General features: G+C 47.9%; 14 protein-coding genes and 1 other annotated feature. Of the genes, 10 read left to right on the forward strand and 4 right to left on the reverse strand.

The window, feature by feature from the left end:
* From QZ375_RS09445 to QZ375_RS09455, 3 genes are all read left to right on the forward strand, one after another.
* Window positions 1–203: hypothetical protein (locus QZ375_RS09445; RefSeq protein WP_295218306.1), on the forward strand; the 203-nt coding region annotated here is incomplete at its 5' end.
* Between the two features lie 165 nt (window positions 204–368).
* Window positions 369–914, forward strand: a complete 546-nt coding sequence (locus QZ375_RS09450; protein ID WP_295218309.1) for a DUF5662 family protein — start codon at window positions 369–371, stop codon at window positions 912–914.
* Between the two features lie 64 nt (window positions 915–978).
* The gene (locus tag QZ375_RS09455) at window positions 979–1539 is read left to right on the forward strand and encodes a hypothetical protein (protein ID WP_295218312.1); all 561 of its coding nucleotides are present in this window, start codon (window positions 979–981) and stop codon (window positions 1537–1539) included.
* A gap of 115 nt (window positions 1540–1654) precedes the next feature.
* Here the strand turns inward: QZ375_RS09455 and QZ375_RS09460 are convergent, their stop codons facing one another.
* The gene (locus tag QZ375_RS09460; RefSeq protein WP_295218313.1) at window positions 1655–3325 is read right to left on the reverse strand and encodes a 2-isopropylmalate synthase; all 1671 of its coding nucleotides are present in this window, start codon (window positions 3323–3325) and stop codon (window positions 1655–1657) included.
* Between the two features lie 131 nt (window positions 3326–3456).
* Window positions 3457–3710, reverse strand: a binding site (T-box leader).
* Between the two features lie 297 nt (window positions 3711–4007).
* On the opposite strand from QZ375_RS09460, the gene QZ375_RS09465 reads away from it, so the two are divergent.
* From QZ375_RS09465 to leuD, 7 genes are all read left to right on the forward strand, one after another.
* Window positions 4008–4166 (forward strand): hypothetical protein, encoded by a 159-nt coding sequence (locus QZ375_RS09465; RefSeq protein WP_295218314.1) that lies wholly within the window; start codon window positions 4008–4010, stop codon window positions 4164–4166.
* Between the two features lie 163 nt (window positions 4167–4329).
* Window positions 4330–6003: a biosynthetic-type acetolactate synthase large subunit gene (ilvB, locus tag QZ375_RS09470; RefSeq protein WP_295218316.1), complete on the forward strand. Its 1674-nt coding sequence runs from the start codon at window positions 4330–4332 to the stop codon at window positions 6001–6003.
* Between the two features lie 14 nt (window positions 6004–6017).
* Window positions 6018–6524 (forward strand): acetolactate synthase small subunit, encoded by a 507-nt coding sequence (gene ilvN / locus QZ375_RS09475; protein ID WP_295218318.1) that lies wholly within the window; start codon window positions 6018–6020, stop codon window positions 6522–6524.
* Between the two features lie 38 nt (window positions 6525–6562).
* Window positions 6563–7597 (forward strand): ketol-acid reductoisomerase, encoded by a 1035-nt coding sequence (ilvC, locus tag QZ375_RS09480; protein WP_295218320.1) that lies wholly within the window; start codon window positions 6563–6565, stop codon window positions 7595–7597.
* Window positions 7598–7756: 159 nt separating this feature from the next.
* Complete coding sequence (gene ilvD / locus QZ375_RS09485) at window positions 7757–9424, forward strand: dihydroxy-acid dehydratase (RefSeq protein WP_295218323.1); 1668 nt, start codon at window positions 7757–7759, stop codon at window positions 9422–9424.
* 31 nt (window positions 9425–9455) lie between these two features.
* Window positions 9456–10718, forward strand: coding sequence for a 3-isopropylmalate dehydratase large subunit (leuC, locus tag QZ375_RS09490; protein ID WP_295218325.1), 1263 nt, complete (start codon window positions 9456–9458; stop codon window positions 10716–10718).
* 2 nt (window positions 10719–10720) lie between these two features.
* Entirely contained in the window at window positions 10721–11215 is a 495-nt protein-coding gene (gene leuD / locus QZ375_RS09495; RefSeq protein WP_295218327.1) for a 3-isopropylmalate dehydratase small subunit, read from the forward strand.
* A gap of 104 nt (window positions 11216–11319) precedes the next feature.
* Here leuD and QZ375_RS09500 read toward each other — a convergent pair whose 3' ends face one another.
* The 3 genes from QZ375_RS09500 to QZ375_RS09510 all read right to left on the reverse strand — a co-directional run bounded on the left by QZ375_RS09500 (window position 11320) and on the right by QZ375_RS09510 (window position 13239).
* Window positions 11320–11676 carry a TIGR04076 family protein gene (locus tag QZ375_RS09500; protein ID WP_295218329.1) on the reverse strand — a complete coding sequence of 119 codons (357 nt, stop codon included), beginning with the start codon at window positions 11674–11676 and terminating at the stop codon, window positions 11320–11322.
* A gap of 15 nt (window positions 11677–11691) precedes the next feature.
* Entirely contained in the window at window positions 11692–12108 is a 417-nt protein-coding gene (locus QZ375_RS09505; protein ID WP_295218331.1) for a GNAT family N-acetyltransferase, read from the reverse strand.
* A 177-nt stretch (window positions 12109–12285) separates the two neighbouring features.
* Entirely contained in the window at window positions 12286–13239 is a 954-nt protein-coding gene (locus QZ375_RS09510) for an alpha/beta hydrolase (RefSeq protein ID WP_295218333.1), read from the reverse strand.
* Window positions 13240–13407: the final 168 nt, after the last annotated feature.

The raw sequence follows: 13407 nt of genomic DNA on the forward strand, positions 1-13407 counted from the left end.
ATAATGATTGGTGCGGTTTTTTTCAACTATCGCTTTTATTCAGCGTGTCCTTAATCTCATATCAACCTGTTGAAGCATTTGCCGCTATCATTTCGTCACTCTACGTTGCCCGCCCTTGCCAGGCGACAGCCTGCCTGCGGTTGGGCGCCATGACCCATAAAATGCTATTTGGCAACTTCTTCAACAGAACGATAGAACGATAAGGGATTCGTATAAAAAGCCTATATCCAAAATTATGCTCGATTGTCTTATTGATTCCAATTCTATTTTAAGGGTTGTCTCTGAAAATTGATTTGCGTGCCCTCAATAACGTCTGCCTTGACATTTTTCGCCGAATGCTTTATACTATTGAAAAAGGAGGCATCGCTATGTACTGGCATTCGTTTTGGGGACATCTCTGCACCATCACCCGACATCGTCACATGGTCATCCGCCATTGCTGGAAAGCCGGGATCTTCTGGCAGGGACTTCGGCATGATCTGTCCAAATACAGTCCCACAGAATTCTTTCAGGGCGTCCGCTATTATCAGGGAAACCGCAGTCCCAACGAGGCAGAACGGGAAGACCTGGGCTATTCCTTAGCATGGATGCACCATAAAGGCCGTAACCGCCATCACTTCGAGTATTGGTGTGACTATAACCCCGTAACAAAACAAGTAGAGCCAGTACAGATGCCCATGCGCTATCTGGCGGAAATGTTCTGCGATCGAGTTGCTGCAAGCAAAACCTACAAAAAAGAACAGTATGACCAAACCTGCCCTCTGGTCTATTTTCAGAATTCCAATGCACGCAAGCGTGGTTTGCTCCACCTGAACACAGCAAGCGAACTGATGGAACTACTGGAGATCCTGGCACAACAGGGTGAAAAAGCTGCTTTTGCGGAACTAAAAAAACGATTGTGGTGCAAAAAATGAAATACCAAATTCAAACACGACCGGCGCTGTTCCAGATCCTGCCGCTGGTGCAGGCTTTCAGGCAGTGCCTACAGCGGATACAGGAAAAAAGCCTTTTCTTGGGATGTCCGGGAAAAATCTGATCATTGCCCTGGGCTGTATTGTGGTGACGGTGATTCTGGTCATCGTTTTGTTGTGCGCCCTGTTCGGTGGAAACAGCGCCAAAGAAGCAGTAAAGGATTATTATGATGCCATCGAGGACTGTGATGCAGAGGATCTGATGGATACCGTGCCCTCAGAATACTTAAAAAGTCTCATGGAACAGAACGACCTGAGCAAAAAGGAACTGGAAAAGGAAATCCAGAAATATCTTGACAACTATTATGATAATTATGATGACATCAAAGTTACCTTCCAAGGACAGGAAAAACTGGACGAAGAAGACTTCGCAGAATATCTGGACAGCGACGAGCTTGATGATATCCAGATCAAAAAAGCGACCCAATATGAATTAAAGGTGCGCTATCGGTCCGACCACGGTGACAAAGTTGAAACCAAAACGGAAGAATTCGTCGTGTTCAAGTATAAAGGCTCATGGTACAGCATGGATGCTATGCTGCTGGTAACAATGGCTGCTTACTTCTGATTTTTGAAATCTACACAAAAAGACTGCTGCATCACAGCAAGATCCCGGTGTTCCCGTTCGATCTTCGCTGTACGCAGCAGTCTTTTTTATCGTTGCACGAATATTGCGCAAATATTTATTTCAAATCTGTAATCAATGCATTCAATGCGCTGAGAAACGCCGAAATAGACGAATTGATAATATCCGAATGCACACCAACGCCCCAATAAGTCTTATTATTTTTCTCCAGTCCCACATAAGAAACTGCCTTGGAGTTGGAGCGTACCTCCAATGCGTGCTCCGTATAGGTGGTCAGTGCAAAATCCATGTTCAGATGTGCCTTTACTGCATTAGAAACAGCATCCAGACGACCGTTGCCATCGCTGTGCACTACCTCTGTTTTGCCATTGTAGGAAAGGGTCACAGCAGTACCAATAACGCCCTCACCCTTCTGGGTATAATGCACTTCCGGAATAGAAACAGGCGTCTCAATATTCACGTAATGGTCCTGGAAGATCTTCAATACTTCATCCGGCTGCAATTCCTTATGCGCATGGTCGGAAACACCTTTTACCAGATAACCGAAGGATTCCCGCATCTTCTGGGGGATATGATAGCCAAACTTTGTCTCCATGAGGTAGCTGACGCCGCCCTTGCCGGACTGGCTGTTGATACGGATCACATCCGCTTCGTACACACGCCCAACATCCTCTGGGTTAATCGGCAGATAAGGTACATTCCAGTGGTCGCAGCTATGCTCTTCTCTCCAGTGCATCCCCTTGGCAATGGCATCCTGGTGGGAACCGCTGAATGCAGCAAATACCAGCTGACCGCTATAGGGTGAACGCTCGTAAACATGCATCCGTGTTACACGCTCATACACCTCAACAATTTCCGGCATATTAGAGAAATCCAGCTCCGGATCCACGCCCTGGGAATACATGTTCATTGCCAGAGTGATGATATCCACGTTACCGGTACGCTCCCCGTTGCCAAACAACGTGCCCTCGATCCGGTCGCCGCCAGCGAGAAGCCCCAATTCGCTGTCTGCCACAGCACAGCCACGGTCGTTGTGAGGATGAAGAGAGATGATGACATTTTCCCGGTGATAGAGATTGTCATTCATATACTCCACCTGATTTGCGTACACATGGGGCATGGAATGAGACACGGTTACCGGCAGATTGATAATCACCTTATCCTCCGGCGTCGGCTCCCAGATCTTCAAGACTGCATTGCAGATCTCCAGTGCAAACTCCGGCTCTGTTCCCGTGAAGCTCTCCGGCGAATATTCGAACTGGAACTGCCCTTCAGTCTTTGCACGGTATTCCTTACAGAGCTTTGCACCGAATTCGGCAATCTGAATGATCTCTTCCTTGCTCTTCTTGAATACCTGTTCCCGCTGTGCCACAGAGGTAGAGTTGTACAAATGCACAATGGCATGCTTTGCGCCCTTCAATGCTTCAAATGTCTTGGCGATGATATGCTCCCGTGCCTGGGTCAGTACCTGAATGGTCACATCATCCGGGATCATGTCATTTTCGATCAATGTCCGGCAGAATTCATATTCCGTTTCCGAAGCAGCCGGAAAACCGATCTCGATCTCCTTAAAACCGACCTTTACCAGATACTGGAAAAATTCCAGCTTTTCATCCAGATTCATAGGCGTAATTAACGCCTGGTTTCCGTCACGCAGATCTACACTGCACCAGATAGGTGCCTTTTCAATATAATTCTTCTTTGCCCAGCGCATCGGCGGATTTTCTACCGGAAAAAACTGGGGCTGATACTGTTCAACGTGTTTCATAAAAAGTCATTCCTTTCATTCTTTGTATCATCCACTGGTGACAGCAGTACATCCTGCACTGAAGCAGCAGACGGATCATTGCTCTTATACAGCAAAAAACGTCTCTTTTGTACAGCATTCCCCTGCTGTACAAAAGAGACGAAGATGATCTATTCTCCGCGGTACCACTCTTTATTGACGCAAAACCTGCGTCCGCTCCATCACATCTGGCAATGTGGACCCTGATAACGGTGGGCATCCGGCAAAACTTACTGCCATGACATATGCCATGGGTTCCGTCTGCGGCTCAGGGATGAGTTATCCTGAACGGTTCGTCACCGGCTCACACCACCCGCCGGCTCTCTGAGACAAACACCGTTCTCTTGTTTCCCTTCTACGCCTTTTCATGATACAATTGCGCACTCGATCGTGCTTGTTATTTTTATTATAGCGTTTTCAGCTGGATTTGTCAAGTCATTTCTCAAAAAATCTTTTTTTCTCCGGAGATCTTCCAGATCTCCTCTATCTTTGTACTAAAATTGAACAAAAAAAAGCTAAAATGTAAAAATACAAGGAAGATGCTTGCTTTTGAGAAGTCGAAGTGCTATACTAAACATAAGAGTAACACGAGGAGCTCATTTTTCGTGTTCTTCGGCGGCTTGAAATATGGCATCCGCATTTTTTCAGAACAGGAGTATACACCATGAACAGCACAGCAATATGTCCCTTTGCGGCACGAGTGATTATCGTGGAACTGACGTCCCGAGTCATTTTGACCCGGAGCGACATTTGTGCTGTCCACACCATGGTTCCACAGAAAAATGCGAACGGCTGCTTTTCCGCCGAAGCGCTTGCATGTTGATTGGGATCCTTCGGTATGACAGCCGAGGGCTTTTTTTATGAGCGTGCCGTTTTTCCGGCATACGCTCCGGGTCTGTCCCACACGATCTCCGGAGCCCTGGTATTTCCAGATTCCGGATCAATATCTTATAACACTAAAATACTTAATAAAGGTGAAAAGACATATGAAGTTAAAAGGCGCACAAATTATTGTAGAGACCCTCATTGAACAGGGTGCTACTACCGTATTCGGCTATCCTGGCGGACAGGTTATCGACATTTATGATGCTCTATACCTTGCACAGGATCGCATCCATCATATCATCACCGCTCACGAACAGGGTGCATCTCATGCAGCAGACGGCTATGCTCGTTCTACCGGCAAAGTCGGCGTTGTGATCGCAACTTCCGGTCCGGGCGCAACAAATCTGGTTACCGGTATCGCTACTGCTTATCTGGACTCCATTCCGCTGGTTGCCATTACAGGCAATGTGCCGAATTCTCTTATCGGCAGAGACAGCTTCCAGGAAGTTGACATTACCGGCGTGACCATGCCCATTACCAAGCACAATTTCCTGGTAAAGCGTGTTGAAGATCTGGCTGACACCATCCGTGAGGCATTCCGCATTGCAAAGTCCGGCAGACCCGGCCCGGTTCTGGTAGATATCCCCAAGGATGTACAGAACGCCATGTTTGAGTATGAGGCACAGGCTCCGGTAGAAAAAGATCCTGTTCCTGCTGCATGTGACGACGGAATCGCAAAGGCAATGGAGATGATTCTGGCTGCGGAAAAGCCGTACATTTACATTGGCGGCGGTGCGATCACCGATGATGCCGGTGCGGAGATCATGGCACTGGCAGACAAGATCGACGCTCCCATCGGCTGCACCATGATGGGTATCTCTGTGGTTCCCACATCCAATCCCCGCTGGCTGGGCATGGAGGGTATGCATGGACACTATGCCTCCTCCATTGCGCAGAATGAAGCAGACCTGATCATCACTGCCGGCTGCCGTTTCAGCGACAGAGGTACCGGCAATACCAAGAAATATGCACGCAACGCAAAGATCATTCATATTGATATCGACGCATCTGAGCTGTGCAAGAATATTCCAGTAGAGCTGGGGCTCACCGGTTCTATGAAGGAGATCCTCTCCAAGATCACCGCAGCGATACCTCAGCAGCAGCACACTGCATGGATGGCACGTGTGGGCGAACTAGTAGAATACACCAAACAGCTGGAAGCACAGAAAGAGGGCGAATTGACACCCTTTACTGCAATTGACGCCATCGCAGAAGTCACTGACAAAGATACCATCGTAGCAACTGACGTAGGACAGCACCAGATGTGGATAGCACAGCACTATCCCTTTGAAACACCCCGCACCTTTATTTCCAGCGGCGGTCTGGGTACGATGGGCTTCGGTCTGGGCGCAGCCATCGGCGCTGCAACTGCTACTGGTAAAAAGACCGTTCTGGTCACCGGCGACGGCAGCTTCGGCATGAATCTGAACGAACTGGCAACTGCGGTTACCAACCAGACTCCGGTTGTGGTATTTATCATGAACAACGGCGTACTGGGCATGGTTCGTCAATGGCAGACCTTGTTCTTCGACAAGCACTATTCCAACACCACCCTGGAGCGCAAGACGGATTTTGTCAAGCTGGCAGAGGCATTTGGAATGCCCGGCTATCGTGCCATGACCCTGGCAGAGCTGAAGGAAGTCCTGCCCAAGGCATTTTCCGAAAAGGGCCCGGTACTCATTGACTGCGGCATTGACTGTGATGCATTCGTACTCCCCATGCTGCCGCCCGGCGGATCTATTGACGATATTATCGTAGATCCGTCTGCCATGTAAGGAGGTATAGAACCATGGAAAAGAACGAACGCTTTGTTATCTCTATCCTCGTTGCCAATCATTCTGGTGTACTGTCCCGTGTTTCGGGCATGTTCACTCGCCGGGGATTTAATATTGACACCCTGACAGTCGGCGAAACAGAATCGCCGGAATTTTCTCGTATCACCATCACCACACACTGTGACGAGTCCATCTGCAACCAGATCGTAAAGCAGCTGGAAAAGATGTACGATGTCAAGACCGTAAAGGTTATGGGACGGGATGAATCGGTTGTTCGTGAACTACTGCTGATCAAGATCCAGAATCTTGCGGAGAAGCGACAGGATATCATGTCTGTTGTCGATGTGTTCCGTGCCAAGATCACGGACTATTCGCCGGAAGCACTGGTCATTGAAATCCGCGGTGTTTCTTCGAAGATCAACGCTTTTATTGAGCTGCTGGAGCCATACGGCATTATGGAAATGTGCCGCACTGGTCTGGTCGCTCTTGAAAGAGGCGGCAATTGCTTAAAAGACGCATAAACCGCCTATACAACAATATATCAAAGGAGTCTTTCACAATGGAAAACGTTGCAAAGGTTTATTATCAGGAAGATTGTGACCTGTCTCTGCTGTACGGCAAGACCATTGCTGTCATTGGCTACGGCAGCCAGGGTCACGCACACGCACTGAATGCCAAGGAATCTCTGGGCGACAACGCAAGAGTGATTATCGGTCTGTACGAGGGCAGCAAGTCCTGGGATAAGGCTGTAAAGCAAGGCTTTGAAGTATTCACCGCTGCTGAGGCGGCAAAGCAGGCTGACATCATCATGATCCTCATCAACGATGAAAAACAGGCTAAGCTGTACAAGGAAAGCATTGAGCCGAACCTGAAGGCTGGCGATATGCTGATGTTCGCACACGGCTTCAACATCCACTTTGGCTGCATCAAGCCGCCGGCAGATGTGGATGTTACCATGATCGCACCGAAGGGTCCGGGGCACACCGTTCGTTCTGAATATCAGGCAGGCAAGGGTGTTCCGTGCCTGGTTGCTGTGGAACAGGATGCCACCGGCAAGGCAATGGATCTGGCTCTGGCTTATGGTCTGGCAATCGGCGGCGCAAGAGCCGGCGTTCTGGAAACAACATTCCGTACCGAAACAGAAACTGACCTGTTCGGCGAACAGGCTGTACTGTGCGGCGGTGTCTGCGCTCTGATGCAGGCCGGTTTCGAAACACTGGTTGAAGCTGGCTATGACCCGAGAAACGCTTACTTCGAGTGCATCCACGAGATGAAGCTCATCGTTGACCTGATCTACCAGAGCGGTTTTGCAGGTATGCGTTATTCCATCTCCAATACAGCAGAATACGGCGACTATATCACTGGTCCGAAGATCATCACAGAGGATACCAAGAAGGCAATGAAGAAGGTTCTGTCCGACATTCAGGACGGCACTTTTGCAAAGGACTTCCTGTTGGATATGTCCGATGCCGGCAGTCAGGTTCACTTCAAGGCAATGCGCAAGCTGGCTTCTGAGCATCCGGCAGAAAAGGTCGGCGAAGAGATCCGCAAGCTGTACAGCTGGAACGGCGAAGACAAGCTGATCAACAACTAAGTTACACGATTCCCAAATATGACGGGACAATGTAGCATGGTGTAAACCAAAATCATGAAGCTGCTTTCCTGATGCAACAGTCGGGAAAGCAGTTTTGCAATACGACATTTTCTGAAAGACTGAAACCAATAAAAATTTAAATGTCAAGAGGTAATCAAAATGGATCATAACTTTTACTGTGACGGCGTGGACAAAGCGCCGCAGCGTTCCCTGTTCAATGCGCTGGGAATGACAAAAGAAGAGATGGAACGTCCTCTGGTAGGTATCGTTTCTTCCTATAACGAGATCGTGCCGGGTCATATGAACATTGACAAGATCGTAGACGCGGTCAAAATGGGCGTCGCTATGGCAGGCGGTACTCCGGTGGTATTCCCGGCGATCGCAGTTTGTGACGGCATTGCTATGGGTCACGTGGGCATGAAATATTCTCTGGTCACACGTGATCTCATTGCCGATTCCACAGAATGTATGGCACTGGCACACCACTTTGACGCACTGGTCATGATCCCCAACTGCGACAAGAATGTACCGGGTCTGCTCATGGCGGCAGCAAGAGTCAATGTCCCCACTGTCTTTGTCAGCGGCGGTTCTATGCTTGCCGGTCATGTCAAGGGCAGCAAAACCAGTCTGTCCAGCATGTTTGAAGCCGTTGGCTCTTATGCAGCAGGCAAGTTCACCCTGGAAGATGTGGAAGAATTCGAGAACAAGGCTTGCCCCACCTGCGGTTCCTGCTCCGGCATGTACACCGCAAACTCCATGAACTGCCTGACAGAAGTACTGGGCATGGGTCTCAAAGGCAACGGTACTATTCCGGCGGTTTATTCCGAGAGAATCAAGCTGGCAAAGCAGGCTGGTATGGCTGTTATGGAACTGTACCGCAAGAACATTCGCCCCAGAGATATTCTGACAGCTGAGGCTTTTGAGAATGCTCTGACCGCAGATATGGCACTGGGCTGCTCCACCAACAGTATGCTGCACATTCCGGCAATCGCCAACGAATGCGGCATCAAAATTGACCTGGATATGGTCAACGAGATCAGCGCAAGAACCCCGAATATCTGCCATCTGGCTCCGGCAGGTCACGCCTATATGGAAGACCTCAACGAAGCCGGCGGTGTATATGCCGTTCTGAACGAGCTGACCAAGAAGAATCTGATCCACACAGACGTTATGACCGTTACCGGCAAGACGCTGGGCGAGAATATCCAGGGATGTCTCAATAAGAACCACGATATCATCCGTCCCATTGACCAACCGTACAGCGAAACCGGCGGCATTGCTGTCCTCAAGGGCAATCTGGCGCCGGACAGATGCGTGGTCAAGAGAAGTGCCGTTGCGCCGGAAATGCTGGTGCACAGCGGCCCTGCAAAGGTATTCAACAGCGAGGAAGAGGCTATCGTGGCTATCAAGGGCGGCAAAATCGTCAAGGGCGATGTGGTTGTCATCCGCTATGAAGGTCCTGCCGGCGGCCCGGGTATGCGTGAGATGCTCTCCCCCACTTCGGCAATTGCCGGCATGGGTCTGGACAAGGATGTGGCACTGATCACAGACGGACGTTTCTCTGGTGCAACACGCGGTGCGGCAATCGGTCACGTTTCCCCGGAAGCAGTTAACGGCGGTACGATTGCCTATGTCCAGGACGGCGATATCATTTCCATCGATATCCCCAATCATAGCATTACGCTGGAGGTTTCTGATGCGGAACTGGAAAAGCGCAAAAAGACTACCAAGATCCAGACAAAGGAGAATCTCACTGGTTATCTAAAACGGTACGCAAAGATGGTTTCGTCTGCGGATAAGGGTGCGATCATCAACCAAATGGATTAAATTATAATAAGAATAAGGAGGAATTTTACCCATGGGTATGACAATGACACAAAAGATCCTTGCGGCACATGCCGGCCTGGACTCCGTTGAAGCTGGTCAATTGATCCTGGTGAACTTAGACCGGGTTCTGGGCAACGACATCACTTCCCCGGTAGCAATCCGGGAATTCAACAAGCTGGGCACTGACAAGGTGTTCGACAAGGAAAAGGTGACCATGGTTATGGATCACTTTGCCCCTAACAAGGATATCAAGGCTGCGACACAGTGCAAAATGTGCCGTGATTTCTGTGGCGAACAGGAGATCACCCACTTCTACGATGTGGGACAGATGGGCATTGAACACGCCCTGCTCCCGGAAAAAGGACTGGTTGTCTCCGGGGATGTAGTGATCGGTGCAGACTCCCACACCTGTACATACGGCGCACTGGGCGCATTCTCCACCGGTGTCGGCTCCACCGATATGGCATGCGGCATGGCAATCGGCAAGGCATGGTTCAAGGTACCGTCGGCAATCAAGTTTGTCCTGAAAGGCAAGCTGAATCCGTACATCTCCGGCAAGGACGTGATCCTGCACATTATCGGCAAAATCGGCGTAGACGGTGCACTGTATCGTTCTATGGAATTCACAGGCCCGGGTGTAGCTTCGCTGACCATGAGCGACCGTCTCACAATGACCAACATGGCAATTGAAGCCGGTGCAAAGAACGGTATCTTCGAAGTAGACGAACAGACGCTTGCTTTCGTGGCAGAGCACAGCGACCGCAAGCCGGTTGTCTACAAGGCAGACGAGGACGCAGCTTATGACGAGGTCATCGAGATCGACCTGTCTGAGATCAAGTCCACCGTTGCATTCCCCCATCTGCCGGGCAACACACGTACCATTGATGAAGTGGGCGATGTGAAGATCGACCAGGTAGTGATCGGCTCCTGCACCAACGGGTTCTACAAGGATATCGAGGAAGCTGCTTCTATCATTCGCGGCAAGAAGGTGGCAAAGAATGTCCGTGCCATCATCATTCCGGCAACACAGGCGATCTACCTTAAGGCGATGGAAAATGGTCTGCTGAAGGACTTCATTGAGGCTGGATGCATTGTTTCCACACCCACCTGCGGTCCGTGCCTGGGCGGACATATGGGTATTCTGGCTGCCGGAGAGCGTGCTGTTTCTACCACAAACCGGAACTTTGTGGGACGTATGGGACATCCGGAATCGGAAGTATACCTGGCTAGTCCTGCGGTAGCCGCAGCAAGTGCCATTGCCGGCAAGATCGTTTCCCCGAAGGAGGTACTGTAATCATGAAGCTAAACGGAACTGTTATCAAATACGGCGACAACGTGGACACGGATGTTATCATCCCGGCACGTTATCTGAACACTATCGACAAGAAAGAACTTGCCTCCCACTGCATGGAGGATCTGGATACCACATTCACCAGCCGTGTGAGGCCCGGCGATATTATGGTGGGCGGCGAGAATTTCGGCTGCGGTTCCTCCCGGGAACATGCACCCATTGCCATTAAGGAAAGCGGCATTGCACTGGTTATCGCCAAGAGCTTTGCAAGAATTTTCTACCGCAATTCCATCAATATCGGGCTTGCCATTGTGGAGTGCCCGGAGGCTGTGGATGCCATCAACGAGGGCGACACTGTGGAAGCTGATCTGGACAACGGCGTAATCCGTGACGTGACAAACGGCAAGGAATTCCATGTGGCACCGTTCCCGGCGTTTATTCAGACGATTATTGCAAATGGCGGGCTGATTGAGTCTATCAAGAGCGGCGCGGTGAAGTAAAACCAATAAAAGGAAAGCTGCTATTGGTATAGATTTTACAATAAAAAAGAGCTGCTGCACCAACTTTTACGGTGCAGCAGCTCTTTTGCTGTATATTGCATATTTTATTGCGGTTCTTTCCAATAGCCGCCCTTGTGGAAATTTTCGTTTCCAAGAGGCGTTGCGGTCAGACGAAACATGACACAGCCATCAGGACATACAATATTCTTGCTGTATTTTCCATCACCGCCGAGGTTTTCCAGATCGCCGCCGCTTCTGATTGCTTCCATAAGCGGGTACAATAGCATCATTGTTTTACTGCAAATACCATATCCACTATCGTTTACAGGACAGCCATAAGTACAGTGGTACTTGTCCCCGATTTCTTCACCATTACGGCAGTAGCGCTCTGTATGGTCACCACGCAGAAAACCTACCACCTCAATTTCAAATTCATATTCTTCATCGTACCATTTTTTCATGGATATCCTCCCCTACTAATCAATATGCTTCATAATTTTAAGTCGTTGTGCTTCATTTGCTTCGAATCCAAATTTTGAATAAAAAGGAATCTTATCCGGCATAGCACATAGCTCAACAAAGATTTCTGTACCACTTATCCCATTTTTATTGATGAAATCCAGTAGTTCATAAATCATCATTTTTCCTATACCTTTATGTTGGTATTCCGGTCTTACAACAACATCTTTTATGTAATAATCCAGTCCAATATCACCAATCATTCTTGCCATTGCTACAATCTTATCATTATCCCAAACAGAAATTCTGAACAGTGTATGTTGCATGGCGAGTTTAGTCTGTTCCAATGAAGGACCTTGCCCCCATACTGTTTCCCATAACGTAATAAATTCTTCGGCAGTTAATTCGTTGTATTTTATCGTATAGCCATTCATATTCATACCTCGACAAGCTTCGATTTGTTTATATGCTAATTATACCACGCCACCTCAAATCTGTCAATTTCTCAGCAAATACTACAACAACATTACTATCACAATAATCTGAAAAGCGGCAGCGCTTTTATGGTATCAAATAAATTGGAATTTATCGGTAAGAGAAATCAGAAGCATTCAGTTGCTTGACAAAAATTGAATGATATTTTCACTAATTTCTTTATATTCGTAGTCGTGAACGTAATGCGGACAATCCAATTCTATATACTTTCCGTTATCCACTTGAGCAATATACTCTTTCGCTATTCTGCGCCATGTTTCTTTGTCGAACCCTGTTCCTCCAGAACCGTCCGAAATAAACAGCAGCATTGGAACTTGCGGAACGCCCATATCCTGAACTTTTTTCGCATTTTCCTTAACTGATTCGCATTCGTTAATCATCGTTACTGTTGCAGTACGGTTATAAAAAACTGCTCTGTAGATTTTCTTTTCAGTATCAGTTAACGTACCATTTGTAATTGCATCACTTTCTGAAATTCCCGGTATCAAACGAGTTACGCCGATTCTTGCTGCAAAACTTGAAACACGCATAAGCGGCATATTGATTTTCATGCTTTCATAATACTGCGGTACTGCCATATCAAGTCCAATAATTGCAGACACCTCATCGGGATATTTCTGTGCCCAGTACAGTGCTTCAAGACCAGACATTGAATGAGGACATAAAACATATGGTGCATTTAACCCTGCTGTTTCCAATGCGGCTCTTGTATCTTCCAGTATTGAATCAATATCTCTGCTTTTATCAACAACATCGCTGAATCCATACCCAAATTTTTCTACTACTGCGATCCTATATTCATCGTTCAAACAAGAATATAGCGATTTGAAATCTAATATTGGAGAACAAGTACCTCCACCTGACATAAAAACTAGTGTTGTTTCGCTGTCTCCTTCGGTGTAAACACTCATATTATTTCCATCAACCGTAACAATTTCTCCAAGAGGTGATAGAAATTCAGCCTCCTTTATTGAGTGAATCCGATGATTTATGTATATTGCTAATATCAATAAAATTACTATGGCGATGATAATCAAAATTATTTTCACAGTCTTTTTACATTTCATCATATTATTTCTCCTGTTAAATTCCAATTTGTTTTATGCTAATTATACCACACCGCCCGAAATCTGTCAATTTCTCAGCAAATGCTGCAAAAGAATCCATATCGCACTGTTGCGTAAACTACAAACGTTTTGTTTCCCAGAATTTTTATCAAAAACCTTGTAATTTCCTTT

The sequence above is a fragment of the Ruminococcus sp. genome, assembly GCF_019417665.1.
GTDB lineage: Bacteria > Bacillota > Clostridia > Oscillospirales > Ruminococcaceae > Ruminococcus_C.